The sequence below is a fragment of the Bradyrhizobium sp. LA6.1 genome (genome assembly GCF_040547805.1).
GTDB classification, from domain to species: domain Bacteria; phylum Pseudomonadota; class Alphaproteobacteria; order Rhizobiales; family Xanthobacteraceae; genus Bradyrhizobium; species Bradyrhizobium barranii.
Genome location: NZ_JBEPQK010000013.1, coordinates 162,740 through 183,537 on the forward strand (window position 1 = coordinate 162,740; position 20,798 = coordinate 183,537).

The 20,798-nt window shown below is 65.8% G+C and carries 19 protein-coding genes; 13 read left to right on the forward strand and 6 right to left on the reverse strand.

All coding sequences use genetic code 11. The annotated features are described in order from the left end of the window. Nucleotides 1-52: 52 nt before the first annotated feature. From ABIB99_RS28510 to ABIB99_RS28525, 4 genes are all read left to right on the forward strand, one after another. Entirely contained in the window at nucleotides 53-2,389 is a 2,337-nt protein-coding gene (locus ABIB99_RS28510) for a Tex family protein (RefSeq protein WP_354178590.1), read from the forward strand. Between the two features lie 343 nt (nucleotides 2,390-2,732). Next, nucleotides 2,733-3,302 (forward strand): hypothetical protein, encoded by a 570-nt coding sequence (locus ABIB99_RS28515; RefSeq protein ID WP_354178592.1) that lies wholly within the window; start codon nucleotides 2,733-2,735, stop codon nucleotides 3,300-3,302. A 100-nt stretch (nucleotides 3,303-3,402) separates the two neighbouring features. Continuing rightward, entirely contained in the window at nucleotides 3,403-4,095 is a 693-nt protein-coding gene (locus ABIB99_RS28520) for a response regulator transcription factor (protein ID WP_063985457.1), read from the forward strand. Further along, nucleotides 4,082-5,158: a sensor histidine kinase gene (locus tag ABIB99_RS28525; RefSeq protein ID WP_354178594.1), complete on the forward strand. Its 1,077-nt coding sequence runs from the start codon at nucleotides 4,082-4,084 to the stop codon at nucleotides 5,156-5,158. Before ABIB99_RS28520 ends, ABIB99_RS28525 begins: the two co-directional genes overlap by 14 nt. A gap of 12 nt (nucleotides 5,159-5,170) precedes the next feature. On the opposite strand, the gene ABIB99_RS28530 is transcribed toward ABIB99_RS28525, so the two are convergent. Together ABIB99_RS28530 and ABIB99_RS28535 are read right to left on the reverse strand one after the other, a co-directional pair. Beyond that, the gene (locus tag ABIB99_RS28530) at nucleotides 5,171-5,542 is read right to left on the reverse strand and encodes a response regulator transcription factor (RefSeq protein WP_063985455.1); all 372 of its coding nucleotides are present in this window, start codon (nucleotides 5,540-5,542) and stop codon (nucleotides 5,171-5,173) included. Then, the gene (locus ABIB99_RS28535) at nucleotides 5,539-6,405 is read right to left on the reverse strand and encodes a S1C family serine protease (RefSeq protein ID WP_063985454.1); all 867 of its coding nucleotides are present in this window, start codon (nucleotides 6,403-6,405) and stop codon (nucleotides 5,539-5,541) included. The genes ABIB99_RS28530 and ABIB99_RS28535 overlap by 4 nt, the downstream gene beginning before the upstream one ends. Nucleotides 6,406-6,605: 200 nt before the next feature. On the opposite strand from ABIB99_RS28535, the gene ABIB99_RS28540 reads away from it, so the two are divergent. The 3 genes from ABIB99_RS28540 (at nucleotide 6,606) to ABIB99_RS28550 (ending at nucleotide 11,068) form a co-directional block, all read left to right on the forward strand. Further along, a complete protein-coding gene (locus ABIB99_RS28540; RefSeq protein ID WP_063985453.1) occupies nucleotides 6,606-7,571 on the forward strand; it encodes a VOC family protein in 966 nt (321 codons plus the stop codon). A gap of 64 nt (nucleotides 7,572-7,635) precedes the next feature. Next, the gene (locus tag ABIB99_RS28545) at nucleotides 7,636-8,514 is read left to right on the forward strand and encodes a dihydrodipicolinate synthase family protein (protein WP_354178597.1); all 879 of its coding nucleotides are present in this window, start codon (nucleotides 7,636-7,638) and stop codon (nucleotides 8,512-8,514) included. A 229-nt stretch (nucleotides 8,515-8,743) separates the two neighbouring features. Next, complete coding sequence (locus tag ABIB99_RS28550) at nucleotides 8,744-11,068, forward strand: xanthine dehydrogenase family protein molybdopterin-binding subunit (protein ID WP_354178599.1); 2,325 nt, start codon at nucleotides 8,744-8,746, stop codon at nucleotides 11,066-11,068. A 211-nt stretch (nucleotides 11,069-11,279) separates the two neighbouring features. Here the strand turns inward: ABIB99_RS28550 and ABIB99_RS28555 are convergent, their stop codons facing one another. From ABIB99_RS28555 to ABIB99_RS28565, 3 genes are read right to left on the reverse strand one after another with little or no spacing between them, the layout of a single operon-like run. Continuing rightward, nucleotides 11,280-12,476: an acyl-CoA dehydrogenase family protein gene (locus tag ABIB99_RS28555; RefSeq protein WP_354178601.1), complete on the reverse strand. Its 1,197-nt coding sequence runs from the start codon at nucleotides 12,474-12,476 to the stop codon at nucleotides 11,280-11,282. 15 nt (nucleotides 12,477-12,491) lie between these two features. Then, on the reverse strand, nucleotides 12,492-13,631 hold the full coding sequence (locus ABIB99_RS28560) for an acyl-CoA dehydrogenase family protein (protein ID WP_354178603.1): 1,140 nt from the start codon (nucleotides 13,629-13,631) through the stop codon (nucleotides 12,492-12,494). 4 nt (nucleotides 13,632-13,635) lie between these two features. After that, entirely contained in the window at nucleotides 13,636-14,490 is an 855-nt protein-coding gene (locus tag ABIB99_RS28565) for an enoyl-CoA hydratase (protein ID WP_354178605.1), read from the reverse strand. A 171-nt stretch (nucleotides 14,491-14,661) separates the two neighbouring features. Here ABIB99_RS28565 and ABIB99_RS28570 point away from each other — a divergent pair, with 171 nt between their 5' ends. The 6 genes from ABIB99_RS28570 to ABIB99_RS28595 all read left to right on the forward strand — a co-directional run bounded on the left by ABIB99_RS28570 (nucleotide 14,662) and on the right by ABIB99_RS28595 (nucleotide 20,022). After that, complete coding sequence (locus tag ABIB99_RS28570; RefSeq protein WP_071909659.1) at nucleotides 14,662-15,270, forward strand: LemA family protein; 609 nt, start codon at nucleotides 14,662-14,664, stop codon at nucleotides 15,268-15,270. A gap of 138 nt (nucleotides 15,271-15,408) precedes the next feature. Further along, nucleotides 15,409-16,305, forward strand: a complete 897-nt coding sequence (locus tag ABIB99_RS28575; protein WP_354178607.1) for a TPM domain-containing protein — start codon at nucleotides 15,409-15,411, stop codon at nucleotides 16,303-16,305. 5 nt (nucleotides 16,306-16,310) lie between these two features. Continuing rightward, nucleotides 16,311-16,808, forward strand: a complete 498-nt coding sequence (locus ABIB99_RS28580) for a TPM domain-containing protein (protein WP_354178610.1) — start codon at nucleotides 16,311-16,313, stop codon at nucleotides 16,806-16,808. A 350-nt stretch (nucleotides 16,809-17,158) separates the two neighbouring features. Then, complete coding sequence (locus ABIB99_RS28585; protein WP_354178612.1) at nucleotides 17,159-18,130, forward strand: hypothetical protein; 972 nt, start codon at nucleotides 17,159-17,161, stop codon at nucleotides 18,128-18,130. Nucleotides 18,131-18,223: 93 nt separating this feature from the next. Next, nucleotides 18,224-19,774, forward strand: a complete 1,551-nt coding sequence (locus tag ABIB99_RS28590; RefSeq protein WP_354178614.1) for a hypothetical protein — start codon at nucleotides 18,224-18,226, stop codon at nucleotides 19,772-19,774. Between the two features lie 80 nt (nucleotides 19,775-19,854). Further along, nucleotides 19,855-20,022 carry a hypothetical protein gene (locus ABIB99_RS28595; RefSeq protein ID WP_014492272.1) on the forward strand — a complete coding sequence of 56 codons (168 nt, stop codon included), beginning with the start codon at nucleotides 19,855-19,857 and terminating at the stop codon, nucleotides 20,020-20,022. Nucleotides 20,023-20,033: 11 nt separating this feature from the next. Here ABIB99_RS28595 and ABIB99_RS28600 read toward each other — a convergent pair whose 3' ends face one another. Next, a complete protein-coding gene (locus tag ABIB99_RS28600; protein WP_354178617.1) occupies nucleotides 20,034-20,681 on the reverse strand; it encodes a glutathione S-transferase family protein in 648 nt (215 codons plus the stop codon). Between the last annotated feature and the right edge of the window lie 117 nt (nucleotides 20,682-20,798).

The window sequence follows — 20,798 nt, forward strand, 5'->3', positions numbered from 1 at the left end:
CGCTGCCGGTGGTTCGCCCCCGCGTCGCGTGCTTGGATAGAGGGATTCTCGCGTGGCAAATATCAACCAGAAAATTGCGCAGGAGCTTGGGGTACGGGCGGAGCAGGTCGAGGCGACGGTGACGTTGCTCGACGGCGGCGCCACGGTTCCCTTCATCGCCCGCTACCGCAAGGAAGCAACCGGTGCGCTCGACGACGCGCAATTGCGCACCCTGGAGGAGCGCCTGGGCTATTTGCGCGAGCTCGAAGACCGCCGCAAGGCGATCCTCGAATCGGTCCGCGAGCAGGGCAAGCTCGATGCCGCGCTGGAAGCCTCCATTCTCGCCGCCGACAGCAAGGCGCGCCTCGAAGACATCTATCTGCCGTTCAAGCCGAAGCGCCGCACCAAGGCCGAGATCGCCAAGGAAGCCGGGCTCGAGCCGCTCGCCAATCAGCTGATGGCGGAGCCGGGCAACGATCCGAAGGTCGTGGCCGAAACCTTCATCAACGCCGAGAAGGGCGTCGCCGATGCCGCCGCCGCGCTCGATGGCGCCCGCGCCATCCTGGTCGAGCGCTTCGACGAGGACGCCGACCTGATCGGTGCTTTGCGCGAGGAGGTGTGGACCAACGCGCGCATGGCCTCCAAGGTGCGCGACGGCAAGAAGACCGAGGGTGAGAAGTTCGCCGACTATTTCGAGTTCTCCGAGCCGCTGACGAAGCTCCCGTCGCACCGCATCCTCGCGATGTTCCGCGGCGAGAAGGAAGAGATCCTCGATCTCCAGATCCAGGCCGAAGCCGAAGCGTCGCCGCCGGGCGTGCCGAGCGCTTATGAATTGAAGATCATGAAGCGGTTCGGCATCGCCGACCTCAAGCGCGCCGGCGACCGCTGGCTGATCGACACTGTGCGCTGGGCCTGGCGCACCAAGATCCAGGTGCATCTCAACATCGACCTGCGCATGCGGCTGTGGAACGCCGCCGAGACCGAGGCCGTACGCGTGTTCGCTTCCAATTTGCGCGACCTGCTGCTCGCGGCACCCGCCGGCACCCGCGTCACCATGGGGCTCGATCCCGGCTACCGCACCGGCGTCAAGGTCGCCGTCACCGACGCGACCGGCAAGGTGGTCGATACTGCCGTGATCTATCCGCACGAGCCGCAGCGGCAGTGGAACGAGGCGCTTGCGATCCTCGGCAAGCTTGCGCTGAAGCATCGTGTCGAGCTGATCGCGATCGGCAACGGCACCGCCTCGCGCGAAACCGACAAGCTCGCAGGCGATCTCGTCAAGGGCCTGGCCGAGCTGAAGATGACCAAGATCGTGGTGTCGGAAGCCGGCGCGTCGGTCTATTCGGCCTCGGCCTTCGCCTCGGAGGAGTTGCCGGGTCTCGACGTCACCCTGCGCGGCGCGGTCTCGATCGCACGGCGGCTCCAAGATCCGCTCGCCGAGCTCGTCAAGATCGAGCCCAAGGCGATCGGCGTCGGCCAGTACCAGCACGACCTCGGCCAGGCCAAGCTCGCCAAGTCGCTCGATGCCGTGGTCGAGGACTGCGTGAATGCGGTCGGCGTCGACGTCAACACCGCCTCGGCGCCGCTGCTTGCCCGCGTGTCGGGCGTCGGCTCCGGCCTTGCCTCGAGCATCGTGGCGCATCGCGACGCCAACGGCCCGTTCAAGTCGCGCAAGGCGCTCAAGGACGTGCCGCGGCTCGGGCCGAAGGCGTTCGAGCAGTGTGCCGGCTTCCTGCGCATCCTCGGCGGCGAGGACCCGCTCGATGCGTCCGGCGTGCATCCGGAAGCCTATCCCGTGGTGCGCCGGATTCTCAGCGCCACCAAGAGTGACATCAAGGCGCTGATCGGCAGCAGCGAGATCGTCCGCACATTGAAGCCGAAGGATTTCGTCGACGAGACTTTCGGTCTGCCGACCGTCACGGATATTCTGCGCGAATTGGAAAAGCCCGGCCGCGACCCGCGTCCGGCGTTCAAGGCCGCGGTGTTCAAGGAGGGCGTCGAGGAGATCAAGCATCTCCAGAAGGGCATGATCCTCGAGGGGACCGTGACCAACGTTGCCGCCTTCGGCGCCTTCGTCGATATCGGCGTGCACCAGGACGGCCTGGTTCACATCTCGGCGATGTCCAGGAACTACATCAAGGATCCGCGCGAGGTGGTGAAGCCCGGCGACATCGTCAAGGTGAAAGTGCTGGACTTCGAAGTCGCCCGCAAGCGCATCTCGCTGACATTGCGCCTCGACGACGAGGTCGGCGCCAAGAAGGATGCGCCCGGCATGCAGCGGGACAACAGCTCGCGAAACCCCGCGCGCATGACGTCGTCGGCCCCGCGCAACCAGGAATCCTCCGGCGGCGGTGCCCTCGCGGAGGCCATGCGCCGCGCAGCCGAGAAGAACGGCGGCAAGCGGGCGTGATATTTTAACCTCTCCCCGCTCTTTGCGGGGAGAGGCCGGATCGTGCCAGCGATCCGGCTGAGGGGCAAGGCATGCGGCTGACCAGATCAAAGGTCCCTCCGGCTCGTAACTTGACGGTGCACGGGACAAGCGTTGCGATCACTTTTTAGATCGCATTGGCGGGACGCAGCCTCTCACCCCACCCTCTCCCCGTCAGAACGGGGCGAGGGAGCGAAAGAGCGTTCGTCCCTAACACCTGCGTCAGAATCTGGCGCGTTTGTAAGTTGAAGGTGCCTGTCCCTTCCTCTCATCTGATCCTCCTCGCGCGGCAGAAAGATCGCCGCGCAGCACGGAGGATGCTTCGATGGACAACAGGCTTCTCAAAGGCGTCACTGCGGTGACGCTCGCCGCAATGATGGCGCTCGCCTCACCTGTGCTTGCCCGTGGTGGCGGTGGCGGTGGCGGAGGCCACGGCGGTGGCGGCTTCGGCGGTGGCGGACATGGCGGCTTTGGCGGTGGTGGACACTTCGGTGGCGGCGGAATGCATGCGGGTGGCTTCGGCGGCGGTATGCACGTCGGCGGTATGGGTGGCGGCGGCATGCGATTTGGCGGCATCGGTGGTGCTCGTTTCGGTGGCGCCCGCTTCGTCGGCTCGCCAATGGCTGCCCGCGCCGCCATCGGGCCGCGCTTTGCCGGTGCACCATTAGCGACCCGCGCCGCTTTCGGCCCGCGGTTTGCTGGCCCGGGCTGGCACGGCAGGCCGTTCATTGGCCGCCATGCCTTCTTCCACCGTCACCGCTTCAACCGGTTCGCTTTCGTCGGCGCGCCGTTCTTCTATGCCAACTATGCCAACTATTACGACGATGGTTGCTGGCGCAGGAGCTTGACGCCCTATGGATGGCAATGGGTCAATGTGTGCGGAGACTATTGGTAGTCGCATCGCGGTACCGCACCATTGTCGCGATCGCCACCGGGCGGTTCCGCTCAGCCCCGGAACGGGATAGTCTGGTGGCGATCGTCGCGCGGAGTTTTGCATGACCGGAGGTCACCGCCGCATCCTGGTCGTCGAGGACGATCCGGAAACCGCAGGCCAGCTCGTCGAGGAACTCACCACCTCGGGCTACGACGTCGATCTTGCCGCGACGGGTCGTGAAGCCCTGAGCCACGGCGTCGCCCGCGACTATGCCGTGATCACCATCGACCGCATGCTGCCCGACATCGACGGCATCGCCGTGATGCGCCAGTTGCGCGACGACGGCATCGCCGCACCCTTCCTGATCATCTCCGCGCTCGGCGAGGTTGACGACCGCGTGCGCGGTTTGCGCGCCGGGGGCGATGACTATCTCGTCAAGCCGTTCTCCTTCGTCGAGCTGCTGGCGCGCCTCGAGGCGCTCGGCCGGCGCAGCGAGACCGTCGCCAAGGAAACCATCCTGCGGGTCGGCGATCTCGCCATCGACCTGATCGCGCGCAACGCCAGCCGGCGCGGCCGGAAAATTCCGCTGCTGCCGCGCGAGTTTCAGCTGCTCGAATATCTCGTCCGCAACGAAGGCCGCGTCGTCTCCCGGGCGATGCTGCTCCAGCATGTCTGGGACCTGCATTTCGATCCCTCCACCAACATCATTGACGTCTATGTCGGGCGCGTCCGCCGCAAGGTCGACGATGCCCAGGCCTATCCGCTGATCCATACCATCCGCGGCATCGGATATTGCATCCGTGCTCCTGGCTAAGACGCTCCGCTCCTCGACCTTCCGTCTGGCGCTGATCGCGATCGCGACGTTCGGGCTGATCGTCGCGGCGATCATGGCCTATGTCTATTTCGGCACGATTGCCTATGTGCAGGGCCGGGTCGGCGACGCCGGCGATCACAGCGGCTTCACCGCGATGATCGAGCTCGCGATGGTCGCCGTCGCCGTGCTGCTGGCCGTGCTGGCCGGGGTCGCGGCCGTGCTGGTGACGCGGCGCACGGTCGGACGGATCGAGGAGATCAATGCGACCAGCCGCGCCATCATGCTGTCGGGGCTCGACCGGCGCATTCCCTTGCGCGGCAGTCACGACGAGTGGGACCGCGTCGCCGAAAACCTCAACCAGATGCTCGACCGCATCGAGACGCTGATGGGTGAGGTCAAGCAGGTCAGCGACAACGTCGCCCACGATTTGCGCACGCCGCTGACACGCATGCGCGGCCGGCTGGAAAAGGCCTATCACACCCCGCGAAATGGCGAGGCCGATGCGACGCTGATTGGCGATACCATCGCCGATCTCGACGCCGTGCTCGGCATGTTCGCTTCCATCACCCGGATCTCGGAGATCGAGACCCGCGCCCGCCGGAGCGCGTTTCGCACGCTGAGCCTCACCGAGATTGCCGGCGAGGTCGTCGAGCTCTACGACGCCGCGGCCGAGCAGGTCGCGACCCGCCTCAGCCTTGACGGCGACCGCGAGGTTGCGATTACGGGGGACCGCGACCTGCTGTTCGACGCCATCGCCAATCTCGTCGACAACGCGATCAAGCACGGCCGCGCGGGCGGGCAGGTCACCGTGACCTGTCGCAGTGCCGGCGGCGGAGCGGTGATCGCGATCGCCGACGATGGTCCGGGCATTCCCACCGAAGAGCGCGATCACGTGTTCAAGCGCTTCTACCGGCTCGAACAGAGTCGTTACACGCCGGGCAACGGTCTGGGCTTGAGCCTGGTCGCGGCCGTTGCCGGTCTCCATGGCGCCGAGATTGCACTGCACGACAATGCGCCGGGCCTCACGGTCCGGCTCAGCTTCCCGGCGACACCAGCGCGATAGGAGCTGACGGCGTCATAGCTCGATCACGCCGCGGCGTGCCGCATGCGCGACCGCGTCGGTGCGGCCGGTGGCATCCAGCTTATCGAGCAGCGAACCGACGTGGAATTTGACCGTGTGCACGGAAATGCCGAGCTGGCGCGCGATCAGCTTGTTGGACGCGCCTTCCGCCATCAGCGCCAGGACATCGAGCTCGCGCTGCGTCAGCGCGATGTCGTCCGGCATGCTGCGCGGATCGCGGGCCATGACCGTCGCCGTGGCGGCCTCGCCGGGCGCGGCGAGCCGAAGCCCGGCGATGTTGCCGAGCAAGACCGCCAGGCGATCGGCGAGGGCGGGATCGTCGATCTCCAGGGCGAGCACGATCTCGGGCGCGTTGTCCTCGCTCACGCCTCCGGCCTCTCGCCGATCGTGACCTTGAAGCTGACTGGCTCGCCGCCGCGGCGCACCGCGACATCGACCACCGTGCCGACGCTCGCAGGTCCCAGCGTCCGCGACAGCGCACGCACGCCGGAGAGCTTCTGGCCGTTGACCGCCACGATGACGTCGCCCTGGCGGATGCCGGCCGCAGCCGAAGGACCGGCCTTGTCGACATTCATCACCATCGCACCGATGCCATCGTCGAGCCGCACCGGCTGGAGCCCGAGGCCGAGATATCCGCGGGCGATGCGACCGCGCGCCTCGAGCTGTGCCGCGACCCGCTCGATTGTCGCCGTCGGGATCACCAGGACCCGCCGCGGCCCGAGCACGGCCATGCCGAAGGCGTCGCCTGTTGCGTCGAGTGCGAGCCCGCCTTGCTGCGCGAAGCGCAGGCGCACGTCGAGCTCGATACGCGCATCGATGTCGCCGCCGCGCAAGGAGCGCCAGCTCTTGCCGGACAGTGATACCATGCCGAGCGCCGCGCTCGGCGCATCGCGATCGGTGGCGACGACGACCGACAGCGTGCCGAGGGGCGGAACGGTCGCGGCCAGCTTGACCGGCGCAAGACTGGCATCGGTGCGCAACAGCGCGATGTCGGTCGTATGGTCGCGGCCGACGATTGTGGCGGCAGCATTGCTGCCGTCGGGGAGGCTGATCTGGATATCGCCCTCGTCGGCCAGCGCTTCGTCGGCAGTGACGATCAAGCCGGGTTTCCAGACGAAGCCGGTGGCGCGGGAGCGATGCGAATGCACGGCGACGACGGACGGCGCGGTGCGCGCCACGACATCCGCGAGCGCGGACGAAAGGGACGACAGAGGAGTGGGGTCGGTCATGGAAGGCTCCTGTAGATTATCCTCAATCTGGGATGTCGCGGGCGATTGCGAAACTGGCCGGGTGGCCAGGACAGACGGGGCGGACCGGCCTCCGCAGGGCCGCGGCCGACGAACATGTGATTGGGACGCCTTCACGGGAACGTGTAGCAATCCAGGAATTGCACTGTACGACCTCCAGCGTTTCCAGCGAGCCCCGACCGATGACCGTCGACCTCACCCGCCGCACCCTGCTTCAACTCGCCGGTGCGACCTCGCTCGCGATGGCGGCCGCCGCCGCCGCTCGGGCCGAGGGCATGCCGCAAGGCGGCGGGCCGACCTATGCCAGCCGCACGCCGATGCGGGTGGGCATGGTGACGCTCCGGGTCAAGAACCTCGACAAGGTCGCGGACTACTATCGCGACGTGATCGGGCTCACCGTGATGGAGCGCTCCGCGACCGCCGCGACGCTCGGCACGGCCGGCATCACGCTGCTCGTGCTGGAAGCCCGTCCCGAGGCCGCGATCGAGCCGCGCAACGCCGCGGGCCTCTACCACACCGCCTTCCTGATGCCGTCGCGCAAAGATCTCGCGCGCTGGCTGGTGCACGCCGCCTCGCATCGCGTGAAGCTGTCGGGCTTTGCCGATCATCTCGTCAGTGAATCCGTCTATCTCGACGACCCCGAAGGCAACGGCATCGAGGTCTATGCCGACCGCGATCCCTCGCAATGGCAGTGGAGCGAGGGCAGCGTGAAGATGGCGAGCGACGAGCTCAACATCCCTGACCTCTTGTCGCTGACCAACACGCGCGTGGCAGACTACGCCAAGGCGCCGGACGGTCTGCGCGTCGGCCACATGCATCTGCGTGTCGGCGATCTCGCCGAGGCCGAACGGTTCTATCACGGCACGGTCGGCCTCGATCCGACCCGCCGCCGTGGCGGCGCCGCGTTCCTGTCGTCGGGCCGCTATCACCATCACCTCGGCATGAACGTCTGGCAGAGCCAGGGGGCCGGCCAACGCGACGATCAGACCACGGGGCTTGCCTGGTTCTCGCTGGTGATGGCGAAGCAGGACATTCTCGCCGCGCAGGAAGAACGCCTGCGCAAGGGCGGTGCGCAGGTCACAGCGCTCGCCAACGGTCTGGAGGCCGTCGATCCCTGGGGCACGCGGGTGCGCCTGATCAGGGTTTGATCGCTGGCGCGGGCATTGCTATGACCGGTCAGGCGCTAGCCAGTTTTGCGGGGTTCAGCCTGACATGCCCGATTTTCACGGCGTCTTTCCCTATCTCGTTTCGCCCGTCGATGCCGATGGCACGGTGCGCACCGAAGTCCTCGGCAAGCTCTGCGACGATTTGATTGGCGCAGGCGTGCACGGGTTGACGCCGCTGGGTTCGACTGGCGAATTTGCCTATCTCAATGCCGCGCAACGCACCGCGATCGTGCGGGCCACCATCGAGGCGGCGAAGGGCCGTGTGCCGGTCGTGGCCGGCGTCGCCTCCACCTCGACGGCGGACGCAGTGGCGCAGGCGAAGGCCTACGAGAGGCTCGGCGCAACCGGCATTCTGGCGATCCTGGAAGCGTACTTTCCGCTCGCCGATGCCCAGGTCGAATCGTACTTCCGCGCCATCGCGGATGCCGTCGACATCCCGGTCGTCATCTACACCAATCCGCAATTCCAGCGCTCCGACCTCACGCTCGACATCATCGCGCGCCTCGCTGAACATCCGCGCATCGGCTACATCAAGGACGCCTCGACCAATACCGGCCGGCTGCTCTCGATCATGAACCGCCGCGGCGATGCCTTGCGCGTGTTCTCGGCTTCCGCCCATATCCCGGCGGCGGTGATGCTGATCGGCGGGCTCGGCTGGATGGCGGGACCGGCCTGCATCATCCCGCGCCAGAGCGTCGCGCTCTACGACCTCTGCAAGGCCGGCCGCTGGGACGAGGCCATGGCGCTCCAGCGCAGACTGTGGCGGATCAACGAGGCTTTCGCCCGCTTCAACCTCGCCGCCTGCATCAAGGCGGGCTTGGCGATCCAGGGCTACGACGTCGGCGATCCCGTCCTGCCGCAGGCCGCGCTGACCGCCGACGCCCGCAAGGTCGTGGAAGCGGCGTTGAGGGAGCTTTCTCCGTAGCGGTGCCGTAGGGTGGGCAAAGTGTAGCGTGCCCACCATCCTTGTCGCGTCCGTTGGGTGATGGTGGGCACGGCGCAAGCGCGCCTTTGCCCACCCTACGGAATCGCGGATTTGCGGGACGGCATGCCGAAATCGTGGATATCCCGCCCAAAACCGCGGCTGGTATGCCTCCGATCGATCCGCTAAAAGGCTGCCCGCAGTTTCGAAAAGACCCTGAGGACCCCACGGAATGAACATTCTTCCCGGCAATTTGCGTTTCGGAGCGGGCCAGCCCGTCAAGCGTTTGGAAGACCAGCGGCTGCTCACCGGGAAGGGGCAGTTCATCGACGACAAGCCGGAGGAAGGCGCGCTGTGGTTGCATGTGCTGCGCTCGCCGCATGCCCACGCGAAGATCGTCTCGATCGACACCGGCGCTGCGGCATCGATGCCGGGCGTCACCGCGATCTACACCGGCGCTGACCTCGTCAAGGACGATATCGGCACCATTCCGACCCTGAGCATCTTCAAGCGCCCCGACGGCAAGCCGATGACGGTGCCGCCGCGCCGCCTGCTCGCCCATGAGATCGTCCGCTACGCCGGCGAAGCGATTGCGGCGGTGGTTGCTTCCTCCCGCGCGGAAGCACAGAGCGCGGCCGAAGCGATCGTGATCGAATACGCCGTGCAGCCCGCGGTGGTCGATCCCGTCGAGGCCGTAAAACCCGGCGCGCCCGTGGTGTGGCCGGAGGCGCCCGACAACATCGTTGGCGCGATGAGCTATGGCGATGCCGCCAAGGCGGACGAGGCGTTTGCCAAGGCTGCGCATACGGTCGAGCTCGACATCGTCAGCCAGCGTCTCGTGCCGTCGGCAATGGAGCCGCGCTCGACCATTGCCGAGATCGACAAGAAGACCGGCCGTCTCCTCCTGCACGTGCAGTCGCAGACGCCGGCCTCGACCCGCGACGTGCTGGCCGAAGCCGTGCTCAAGCGCCCCAAGGACAGCGTCCGCGTGCTGGTCGGCGACATCGGCGGCGGCTTTGGCCAGAAGACCAACCTCTATCCGGAAGACGGCATCGTCGCCTATGCCGCGACCAAGCTGAACCGGAAGATCCGCTGGCGCGGCGACCGCACCGACGAATTCGTCGGCGGCACCCACGGCCGCGATCTCACCTCGACCGCGTCGTTCGCGCTCGACGAGAAGGGCAAGGTGCTGGCCTATCGCGTCAAGTCGATCGGCTGCACCGGCGCTTACTCCTCGGGTGCGGCGAACATCATTCCGCTGGTGCTCGGGCCGTTTGTGCAGACCGGCGTCTACGATTTGCCGCTGGTGCATTTCGAGGTGCAGTCGGTGATGACCCACACCGCGCCGGTCGGCGCCTATCGCGGCGCGGGCCGGCCTGAAGCGGTGTTCATCGTCGAGCGTCTGTTCGACGCCGCCGCGCGAAAGATCGGCATGGATCCGCGTGCGATCCGGAAAGCGAACTACATCAAGCCGGCGCAGCTGCCCTACACCAACGCCGCGGGCCAGGTTTACGATTCCGGCGCCTTCGCCCACATGCTCGATCGCGCCGTCAAGTTGGCCGACTGGGACGGCTTTGCCGCGCGCAAGAAGGCGGCGAAGAAGAAGGGCCTGCTCTACGGACGCGGGCTCACGTCCTACATCGAGTGGACCGGCGGCCGCGCGCACACCGAGAAGGTCAGCCTGCACGCGACCTCGCAGGGCCGCGTCGTGCTGCATTCCGGTACCATGGCGATGGGGCAGGGGCTGCAGACCACCTACACCCAGATGATCTCCGACACGCTCGGCATTGCCATGGACAAGATCGACGTCGTCCAGGGCGACACGGATCTCGCGATGGGCTTTGGCAGCGTCGGCTCGCGCTCGCTGTTCGTCGGCGGCACGGCGGTCGCGGTGTCCTCCAACGATTTGATTCAGAAGGCGCGCGAGAAGGCCGCCAACGTGCTGGAGACCTCGGTCGAGGACATCGAATATCAGGGCGGCATGCTCACCGTGGTCGGCACCGACCGCCGCATCAGCCTGTTCGATCTCGCCGAGAAGGAAGGCGGCGCCAAGCTCAGCGTAGATTCCGAAGGTGAGGTCGATGGCCCGAGCTGGCCGAACGGCACGCATATCTGCGAGGTCGAGATCGACCCCGAGACCGGCGTGTCCAAGGTCGTGCGTTACACCACCGTCGACGACGTCGGCGTTGCCGTGAACCCGATGCTGGTCACCGGCCAGATCCATGGCGGCGTCGCGCAGGGCATCGGCCAGGCGCTGTATGAGGGCGTCTCCTATGATGCCGACGGTCAGCTCCTCACCGCGAGCTACCAGGACTACTGCATCCCGCGCGCCGACGACGTGCCGCCGATCGTGGTGACGCTGGACGATTCCGCGCCCTGCCGCACCAATCCGCTCGGCGCCAAGGGCTGCGGCGAATCCGGCGCCATCGGCGGCCCGCCCTGCGTCACCAATGGCGTGATGGACGCACTCGCCGAGCTCGGCATCACCCAGCTGAATACGCCCCTGACGCCGCAGAAGATCTGGAAGGCGATCCGGGACGCGAAGGTGGCGGGCTAAGCGGGGCGCGTTGTTACGTCGGCTGTCGCCACACACCCAGCTGTCGTCCCGGGGCGCGCAACGCGCGAACCCGGGACCCATAACCACAGGAAGTGGTTTGGCGAAGACTCGTGGTGACCAGCTCGCGCCATAACCTCACCCTGTGGTTATGGGTCCCGGATCTGCGCTTCGCTTGTCCGGGACGACAGCGAGTGCGAGGCGCCAGCGTGGCTCAAATCCCCAGCATCATCTTCGCGATGATGTCGCGCTGGATCTCCGAGGTGCCGCCGAAGATCGTGTAGGCCCGGCCGTTGAGATATTCCGGCACCACCGTCAGCATCTCCTCAGGCGTCGCCGGCGCGTGGTTGAGCTTGTAGAGCGGGCGCATAGGCTCGACCGCGAGCGCGTCGTGACCGATCACGTCGACCCCCAGCCGCGTCACGGCCTGCCGGATCTCGCTGTTGCGCAGCTTCAGGATCGACGACACTGCGCCGGGATTCTGTCCGGTCTGCAGCGCCGACAGCACGCGCAGCTCGGTCATCTCCAGTGCGTCGATGTCGATTTCGACCTCGGAGATGCGCACGGCGATATCGGGGCTGTCGATTGCGCGGCCCGTCAGATCGGACTCGGCCAGCTCCGCGATCGCCTTAAGCCCCTCGCGCAGCTTCGCTGACGCAATGCCGGAGCCGCGCTCGAACTCGAGCAGATATTTGCCGTAGGTCCAGCCTTTGCCTTCGTCGCCGACGCGGTTGGCCACGGGCACGCGCACGTCGTCGAAGAACACCTGGTTGACCTCGTGGTCGCCGCCGATGGTCAGGATCGGGCGCGTCGTGATGCCCGGCGTCGTCATGTCGATGAGAATAAAACTGATGCCGTCCTGCTGCCGCGGCCCGTCGCTGGTGCGCACCAGCGCGAACATGCGGTTGGCGTGGTGGGCATGCGTGGTCCAGATTTTCGTGCCGTTGATAATGTAGTCGTCGCCGTCGCGCACCGCGCGCGTTTTCAGCGAGGACAGGTCGGAGCCGGAGCCCGGTTCGGAATAGCCCTGGCACCAATAATCCTCGCCAGAGAGGATGCGTGGCAGATAAAAATTCTTCTGCGCCGCCGAGCCGAAACCGATGATGACGGGTCCCACCATCTTGACGCCCATCACGTTGACGTTCGGCACGCCGGCCCGCGCGCTTTCGGTCTCGAAAATCCAGCGCTGTGCCGGCGTCCAATCAGGGCCGCCATGTTCGACCGGCCAGCCCGGTGCGCCCCAGCCCTGCCGGTGCAGCGCGCGCTGCCAGGCCATACCGATATCAGGGTCGGAGAACACCGACGGCGTCAGCGCGGTTGCGCGCTTCATCTCCTCGGTGAGGTTTTTCGCAATGAAGCCGCGTACCTCGTCCTGGAAGGCGCGCTCCTCGGTGTTGAACGAGAGGTCCATGATGCGCTCCTTGTGTCAGGCCGTGCGGCCGAGCTGGGCGTGGCGGCCGTAATGATGCGCGCTGCCGCCGAACAGCGTGTCGAAGGCGACCAGCCGCTTGAAATAGGCGCCGACCTCGAGCTCCTCGGTGACGCCCATGCCGCCATGAAGCTGGATCGACTGCTCGCCGACGAAGCGTGCGCATTTGCCGATCTTCGCTTTCGCACCGGAGGCAGCGCGGGCACGCTCGACCGGCGGGCTATCCACCTTCAGCGCGGCGCGCAGCGCCATCGAGCGTGCCTCGTCGACCTGCATCGCCATGTCGGCGAGGCGGTGGCGGATCACCTGGTTGGCCGAGAGCGGCCGGCCGAACTGCTTTCGGATCTTGGTGTATTCCAAGGTGGTGTCGAGCAGCGTCTGCATGATGCCGACGGCTTCCGCGCCAAGCGCGGCCATGGCGCGATCGACGGCCCATTCGATCGCGGGCAGGGCGTCGTGTCCGTCACCCAGGAGAGCGTCCTCCGGTAGCTCGACGCCTGATAGTTCGATGTTGCAGGCCCGTCCGCCGCCGAGACGCTCATAGTCGCTGATGGCGAGGCTCGGCGTCTTCGCCGGCACCAGGAACAGGCCGATCCGTCCCGAAGGTCCCTTGTGATCGTGGATATGCGCGGAGACGATGATCTCGTCGGCGGCGTGGCCGTCGAGCACGGCGATCTTGTTGCCGGCAAGGCGCCAGCCTTGCGCCGTCTTGTGGGCGACGGTCGCGACCTTGGCGAGATCGAAGCGCGCTGCGCGCTCGGAATGGGCAAAGGCGAGCTTCAGCGATCCATCCGCGGCTTTCGGCAGCCGCGCCTGTTTCTGCGCGGTGCTGCCGCACTTGTCGATCAGCGAGGCTCCAAGCACCACCGTTGCAACATACGGCTCCGACACCAGCCCGCGGCCAAAGGCCTCCATCAGAATGCCGATCTCGACCGCGCCGCCGCCGAGCCCGCCGTAGTCTTCGGGAATCGGCAGCGCCAGCCAGCCAAGCTCGGCGAACTGCTTCCAGACCGCTGGGCTGAAGCCGAGCGGGTCGTTCGCCATCTTGCGGCGGTGATCGGCATCGTAGCTCTCGGCCACGAAGCGCTCCGCGCTTTCGCGCAGCAGCCGTTGCTCGTCACTCAGGTTGAGGTCCATGTCGTTACTCCGCGGCCGCCGGCGGCTTGCGCACGGAGGGATGCAGTCCTGATGGATCGACCACCATGCCGAACTGCTGAAGGTTATGGGCGTGACAGAGCTGATGCAGCGCAAAGGCCTGGTCGATCGCGGCGGGCTGGCCCATCACATCGACCGAGCGATTCACGGCTTCCTTGGTCAGCTTCAGCGCGAAGGACGGCTTTGAGGCGATCCGGCGCGCCAGCTCCAGCACCGACGCTGAAAGCTCCGCGCGCGGCACGACCCGGTTGACCATGCCGAGCTGATGCGCCTCCTGCGCACTCCATGCGTCGGCGGTGAACAGGAATTCCTTGGCCTTGCGCGGGCCGAGCTCCCAGGGATGCACGAACCATTCGACCCCGCAGACGCCCATGGTCACCACGGGATCGCAGAACTGAGCATCGTCGCTGGCGACGATGAGGTCGCAGGCCCAGGCCAGCATCAACCCGCCGGCGATGCACTTGCCGTGCACCTCGGCAATGGTCGGCTTGGCCAGGTTGCGCCAGCGCCGCGTGATCTGGATATATATTTCCTGCTCGCGCGCGAAGCGGCCATGCGCGCCTTGTTCGGCGAAGCCACCCCAATTTCCTATCGGCGGAAAATCGACGCCTGCGGCGTTCTTGTCGCCGGGGCGCAGATCGTGGCCCGATGAGAAATGCGGCCCGTTGCCGGCGAGGATGATGACCTTGACCGCGTCGTCCTGCACCGCTTCGTCGAAGGCGGCGTTGAGGTCGTAGGTCATCTGCAGGTTCTGAGCGTTGCGCGCCTCGGGCCGGTTCATCACGATTCGGACAATCGCCGGCTCCGGCCTCTCCACGAGGATGGTCTCGAACGAGCTCATCGCGTTCCCCTTGGCGTTTCCGTTCTTGTTTTGCTCAAGTTGACTATGTCGGCCAGGGATAGGCAAGGGGCTTGCGTCAGTCGGTCGCTTTTCGCGCCGCCGGCACAAGATGTCTGGCACCCCGCGCGTTCAATCTGATAGTTTACGCCAGATTTCACCGGGAGGAATTTGATGCGCAAGATCCTGACCGTGCTGGCGGCTCTGGCCTCGCTGAGCCTGACCAATTGCGGCTACAACGCCATCCAGAGCGAGGACGAGCAGATCAAGGGCAACTGGTCCGAGGTCGTGAACCAGTATCAGCGCCGAGCCGATCTCGTGCCCAATCTCGTCAACTCGGTAAAGGGTTTTGCGCAGCAGGAAAAGGACGTGCTGCTCGGCGTCACTAATGCGCGCGCCAAGGTCGGCAGCATCCAGGCGACGCCTGAGGTGCTGAACGACCCCGCCGCCTTCCAGAAGTTCCAGGCCGCCCAAGGCGAGCTCTCCAGCGCGCTGTCACGTCTCTTGGTCGTCACCGAGAACTATCCGCAGCTCAAGTCGGACGCGCTGTTCAAGGATTTGATGTCGCAGCTCGAAGGCACCGAGAACCGCATTACCGTCGCGCGCAATCGCTACATCAAGGCGGTGCAGGACTATAACGTCACCATTCGCTCCTTCCCGAGCAACCTCACCGCGATGATGTTCGGCTACAAGGAGAAGCCGAATTTCGCGGTCGACAACGAGAAGGAAATCTCGACCGCGCCGAAGGTCGATTTCAATCCGGCGCCGGCACCGTCGAAGTAAGTGCGTTCGATTTTGCGAATGCGCCCAGCCCCACCCACCGCCGTCATTCCCCGCGAAGGCGGGGAATCCAGTACGCCGCGGCTCCTCCGTAGTCCTCTGGCGTCTCTGGAATACTGGATCGCCCGGTCAAGCCGGGCGATGACAGCGAATGTGTGGCGGGCGCTTATCGCATTCGTGCTGCTGATTGGCTGCTCGTTACCCACCTTCGCCGATGTCGCCATCCCCCAACTCACCGGTCGCGTGGTCGACCAGACCGGCACGCTGTCGAGCGCCGACATCGCCGCGTTGTCGCAAAAGCTACGTGATTTCGAGACGCGCAAGGGCAGCCAAATCGCCGTGCTGATCGTGCCGACGACCCAGCCGGAGACGATCGAGCAGTTCTCCATCCGCGTCGCAGACGCCTGGAAGATCGGCCGCAAGAAGGTGGACGACGGCGCGATCCTCGTCGTCGCCAAGAACGACCGGCATTTGCGCATCGAGGTCGGCTACGGCCTCGAAGGCGCACTCACCGACGTGACGTCCCGGCGCATCATCGACGAGATCATCACACCGAAATTCAGGACGGGCGATTTCGCCGGCGGTATCTCGGATGGCGTCGATCGCATGATGCGGGTGATCGACGGCGAGCCGCTGCCAGTACCTTCGCCGACTGTGAATTTCGGCAATCTGGACGATATTGCGCCGCTGTTCATTGTGACGCTGTTCGCCTCGATCGGGGTCGGCGGCTTCTTCCGGGCCATGCTGGGGCGGCTGCTTGGCTCATTGGCGACAGGCGGCATCATCGCAGCGCTGACCTGGCTCATTCTCGGGTCCTTTGCAATCGCGCTCGCGCTCGGAGCGCTGGGCTTCGTCATAGGCTTCATCGCCGATCTGTTTGCGGCGATGGCGCCAGCCACGAGATCGTCGCGCGGCGGCTCGTGGTCGAGCGGCTCTTCGGGGGGCGGCTGGAGCAGCGGATCGTCGTCCAGCGACAGCGGCGGCTTCAGCGGCGGTGGTGGCAGCTTTGGCGGCGGCGGCGCCTCGGGGAGCTGGTAGCGGTCATGAGCATCAAGCGCATTGCCAGACACCTCGTGCAGCATCATTGGCGGGCGAAGCAAATCTTTCCGCCAAAGGTGCTCGCCCGCATCGAGCAGGCGATCAAGCAGGGTGAAACCACGCATTCCGGACAGGTACGTTTCGTGGTCGAAGGTGCGCTCGATGGCGCACCGCTCTTCCGCAACCAGGCGGCCCGCGAGCGCGCGCTCGATGTGTTCTCTCACTTGCGTATCTGGGACACCGCGCACAACAACGGCGTCCTGATCTATCTCCTGCTCGCCGACCGCGACGTCGAGATCGTTGCCGACCGCGGCATTCACGCGAAGGTCGGTGACGAGGGCTGGGAGAGCATCTGCCGCGCGATGGAGGCCGAGTTCGCCTCCGGCGAGTTCGAGCGCGGCGTGATCGGCGGCATCGCGGCGGTGTCGCGCGAGCTGGCGCGACATTTCCCGCCGCAAGGCCCGCACGCGAATGAGCTGCCGGATGCGCCGGTCGTGATGTGACGGATAGTGATTGGGCGGAGCGGTGACGTGAACGGAGTGGGCGCCGCCCACTCCGTCATTGCGAGGAGCTCTTGCGACGAAGCAATCCAGACTGCGGCCTTGGAAAGATTCTGGATTGCTTCGCTGCGCTCGCAATGACGGTGTGGAGGCAGCCATTCCGCGGCCGTTCATCTTCCCCGGCTTACAATTTGTTTCACGCCCGCCACACCGGTTCCACGTTCCCGGCCAAATTCGGCCCCGGATGACTTCCTAAAATTTCGGTAAGCGGGTCCCGAAGTAAGGATTTCGCAAGCAATGAAAGTTACCAAAAGGTCAATCCAGAGTGGAGTATTCGAACTGTGAGCGAACCAATGGCTGAGCAGGCTGCCCAGGATACGAGCGTCGTGGAAGCTGCGACCGCGCCGCAGGCCGTCGAGGCTGCCGGCATCGAGGCCCCCTCGATCGCCCCCGACCATGAGTCGCCGCCCAAGCCTGATCCAGTCAAGGCAGAGGCCCCGAAGGTCGAGCCGCCCCGGATCGAAGTGCCGAAGTTCGAAACCAGGGCCGAGACCAAGCCCGAGCCGAAGCCCGGCAAGCTCATCGTCATGGCACCGTCGGAGCGCTCCTGGGAGCGCGAGGAGTTTGCCCCGCATGTGAAGGCGGACGAGCCGCGCGAGACCGGCGACAAGCGCCGCCTGTCGGCGATGGCCGCGGTGGTGGCGATTGCAGCCAGCGTCGGCGCCATCAGCGGCGCGCTCGCGACTGCGGGCATGATGCACTTCGCAGTCCCGGCCCCCGCGCCGGCGCAGGTCGCCGACACCAGCGCGCTGGAATCCTCGGTTGCCCGGATCGATGCCGATGTCGTCGCACTGAAGGCGAATGTCGAGCACACCTCCAAGACTGGCCTCAGCCAGTTCAATCGCGCCAATGACCGCCTCGACAAGCTTGAGAAGGCCCAGGCCGAGCCGATGGCCAAAATCGCAAAGCTATCCGAGACCGTCGACAAGCTCCGCGCCACGCCGCCCGCGGCCCCCGCGCAGGCCGCAGCAGCGGCCGCGAAGGAGACCACCGGCTCGATCGCGCCGACCCAGGTTGCGACCGCCGCCGCCGCACCGGTTCCGGCCCCAGCCGCGCCCAAGACCGAGGTCGGCCGGTTGCCGACGATCGACGGCTGGGTGCTGCGCGACGTCGCCAATGGCGGTGCACTGATCGAGGGCCGCGGCGGCCTCTACGAGGTCTATGCCGGTGACCCCATCCCCGGAATTGGCCGCGTCGATGCGATCCGCCGTCAGGACGGCCGCTGGGTCGTCGTCACCAGCAAGGGCCTGATCGTCGCACGCTGAGCGTTCGATATCCGCTCTTCAAAGAGGCGCTTCACCACCATGTGAGGCGCCTTTTGACTTGAATAGGCCGGCTTACGCGGTGTTACTGAAGGCATGAGCCGCGCGTTGCGAATTCTCGTTGCTGCCGCCGTCTTGCTTGGCGGGACTGTTTCGCTTTTCGCAGCGGAGAACGCGCCGTTGACGCGCGGCACGGCGATCATCGATCCCGATCTGCTCCGCAAGCTCGACCAGAACGATTCGCTGACGATCTCGCGCCTGCTATGGCCGGAGCGGAACGCAAACGTTCCGCTGACGACCGATTTGCTGTTCTCGTCGCTGTCCCAGCTCAAGGAGATTCCGCCGGCGATCGATGCGGAGTTCGACCGTTACGTCATCAGGCAGAAGGCGGCGTACCCGACCGAGACCATCGGCGTCGGCGAAGGCTTTGACGTGCAGCTGTTCGATCGGGCCAATCTTAAATCCCGCGACACCCGCTTCGTGCTGGCGGGCATCGTCAATCGCATGGACCGCGCCTATGTCTCGGAGGAGTCGTGCGGCGAGATCAGGCTGATTTATCGGCTGGTGCGTTTCGAGAGTAAGCCGGAAGGTGGCAAGACCGCGACGCGCCTGCCGATGACGTTCAATCTGGTAATGAAGGCACGCGATGCGCGCCAGACCGACGCGAGCGGCAAGCCGGTCACCTGCGCCGAGGTCGCGCGGCGCTGGCTCGACAATGGCGACTGGCAGGGGCTGATCGGCGGCGGCATCTCCCCTTCCGACGCCATGCTCGACCGCATCGAGACCAATATCCAGATCTCCATCGCGCCGAAATCGGCACTGCACGATTTCCGCTCCGACTATCTGCTCAAGGTGTTCAAGTATAACGCCGCGACGAAGACGTTCGCGGAATCGACGCTGGAGAACCAGATCGATCGCGACCGCATCCTCGCCGACAACGATCTTCGACGTGACTTCAAGGCTTGGCTGCTTGCGCCGGAAAATCTCCGCGAGTTCGATCGCGGCACGGTGCTGATCCCCGAGACATTCCTGGCCAAGGCCGCGGTGGTGCCGACGCCGGCGGGCCTTGACGCTTCGCCGTTGCAGCCGGAGTTCGGCATGGTGCAAGGGGAGGACAGGGACAACAACAAGGGGGAGCAGGTCTTCACCGACAACGACGTGGTCGGCGCGCTGAAGCAGGCGGCGGCGCGTGGCATCGACATGCAGAACATCCGCTCGATCGCGGGCTTCCAGCGCCGCCTCAACGACGTCACCTGCGCCGGCTGCCACCAGACCCGCGGTATCGGCGGCTTCCACTTCCCCGGCGTCGACTGGCTTGCGGACAAGCCGTCGAACTCCACCATCGTGCCGGCCTCGCCGCATTTCTTCGGCGACCAGGTCCGCCGCCGCGACATCCTGACCGCATTCGCCGCGGGAAAACGCCCTGATTTCTCACGCGGATTTGCCAGCCGGCCGCAGACCCGCGGCAGCGGCGAGCTGGCCGGCACCGAATATCAGGATGGCTGGGGTGCCCATTGTGCCCTGCAAAACGCGGGATCGGGAGCGCCGGATAAGAGTTTTACGTCATGGAGCTGTGCTAAAGGTCTCACCTGTCAGGCTGCCGCGGCATCGAGCCGCATCGGCATGTGCTTCATCAAGACACGTTAGCGCGTGATCCGGAAAAGTGTGTAGCGGTTTTTCGAAGAGATCACGCGCCAGATAAAACCCGCAACCGGTTTGGATGACCCATGACTGAGACCAGCGACGCCGACAAGGAGCGCAATCGCGAGATCGCGCGCAATGAGGAAGCCAAGCAGGTCACCGGCAGCATCCGCGTCAGCACCTGGGCGGTCGCGGTGGTCGTGATCGTCGGCGGGATTTTGTTCACGCTCGGCTGGCTGGCGCTGAGGGGTTAGTGCCAGCGCCCTCACTTCGCGTAGTTCGTCATCCGCTTGCCGGGCAAGAGCTCATAGGCCGGTTTCCAGCTGGGCAGGGTGGCCATGCGGCCGAGCCAGGCGTGAATGGCAGGATGGCTCGCCGCGAAATCAAAACCGTGCTCGTCGCTCGGATAGTGCAGATAGGCCATCATCGAGATATCGGCGACCGTCGGCCTCGTGCCGATCGCGAAGGCATTGTGCTGGAGATGTCCGTCGAGAATGCCGAGGAAGTCCTCGAGCCGCCGGCGAAAATGCTTCAGCACCTGAGGATCGTTTTTCTCGGTGAACGCCCGCATGAAGCGATAGGTCGCCATGTAGCCGGTGAGCTTGTGGTTGTCCCAGAACAGCCAGCGCAGCAGCTCGAACTTCTCGTCCTCGGTCTCGGCGCCGAAACGGCCGTACTGCTCGGCAAGCTTCAGCAGCAAGGGCGCGGTCTGCGTCATCTTCACGCCGTCGACCTCGAGCACGGGAATCTCGCCCATCGCGTTCACGGCCTTGCGCCATTCCGCCGTGCGCGTGACGCCGCCGCCAAAATCGGTCCACACCGGCTCGAACCTCTCGCCGCAAAGCGTCAGCATCAGCGCCAGCTTGTAGCTGTTGCCGGATTCCGGGAAGTAGTGCAGGCGGTAGTTGGGCATGAGGGCCTCACGAGACGCGATGTTGCCGTGAGTCTATAGCGAGATCATCCCGCGCCGTCATTGCGGGCGCAGCGAAGCAATCCAGCAATGTATCCGCGGTGGGATTCTGGATTGCTT

Excerpts from the sequence above, each read along its gene's own strand:
- ABIB99_RS28520 (WP_063985457.1), top strand. The coding sequence starts at position 3,403 with ATGACCGGAGGTCACCGCCGCATCCTGGTCGTCGAGGACGATCCGGAA.
- ABIB99_RS28585 (WP_354178612.1), top strand. The coding sequence starts at position 17,159 with ATGGCTGAGCAGGCTGCCCAGGATACGAGCGTCGTGGAAGCTGCGACC.
- ABIB99_RS28565 (WP_354178605.1), bottom strand. The coding sequence starts at position 14,490 with ATGAGCTCGTTCGAGACCATCCTCGTGGAGAGGCCGGAGCCGGCGATT.
- ABIB99_RS28575 (WP_354178607.1), top strand. The coding sequence starts at position 15,409 with ATGACAGCGAATGTGTGGCGGGCGCTTATCGCATTCGTGCTGCTGATT.
- ABIB99_RS28555 (WP_354178601.1), bottom strand. The coding sequence starts at position 12,476 with ATGGACCTCTCGTTCAACACCGAGGAGCGCGCCTTCCAGGACGAGGTA.
- ABIB99_RS28540 (WP_063985453.1), top strand. The coding sequence starts at position 6,606 with ATGACCGTCGACCTCACCCGCCGCACCCTGCTTCAACTCGCCGGTGCG.
- ABIB99_RS28560 (WP_354178603.1), bottom strand. The coding sequence starts at position 13,631 with ATGGACCTCAACCTGAGTGACGAGCAACGGCTGCTGCGCGAAAGCGCG.
- ABIB99_RS28570 (WP_071909659.1), top strand. The coding sequence starts at position 14,662 with ATGCGCAAGATCCTGACCGTGCTGGCGGCTCTGGCCTCGCTGAGCCTG.
- ABIB99_RS28545 (WP_354178597.1), top strand. The coding sequence starts at position 7,636 with ATGCCCGATTTTCACGGCGTCTTTCCCTATCTCGTTTCGCCCGTCGAT.
- ABIB99_RS28595 (WP_014492272.1), top strand. The coding sequence starts at position 19,855 with ATGACTGAGACCAGCGACGCCGACAAGGAGCGCAATCGCGAGATCGCG.
- ABIB99_RS28535 (WP_063985454.1), bottom strand. The coding sequence starts at position 6,405 with ATGACCGACCCCACTCCTCTGTCGTCCCTTTCGTCCGCGCTCGCGGAT.
- ABIB99_RS28580 (WP_354178610.1), top strand. The coding sequence starts at position 16,311 with ATGAGCATCAAGCGCATTGCCAGACACCTCGTGCAGCATCATTGGCGG.
- ABIB99_RS28590 (WP_354178614.1), top strand. The coding sequence starts at position 18,224 with ATGAGCCGCGCGTTGCGAATTCTCGTTGCTGCCGCCGTCTTGCTTGGC.
- ABIB99_RS28550 (WP_354178599.1), top strand. The coding sequence starts at position 8,744 with ATGAACATTCTTCCCGGCAATTTGCGTTTCGGAGCGGGCCAGCCCGTC.
- ABIB99_RS28515 (WP_354178592.1), top strand. The coding sequence starts at position 2,733 with ATGGACAACAGGCTTCTCAAAGGCGTCACTGCGGTGACGCTCGCCGCA.
- ABIB99_RS28600 (WP_354178617.1), bottom strand. The coding sequence starts at position 20,681 with ATGCCCAACTACCGCCTGCACTACTTCCCGGAATCCGGCAACAGCTAC.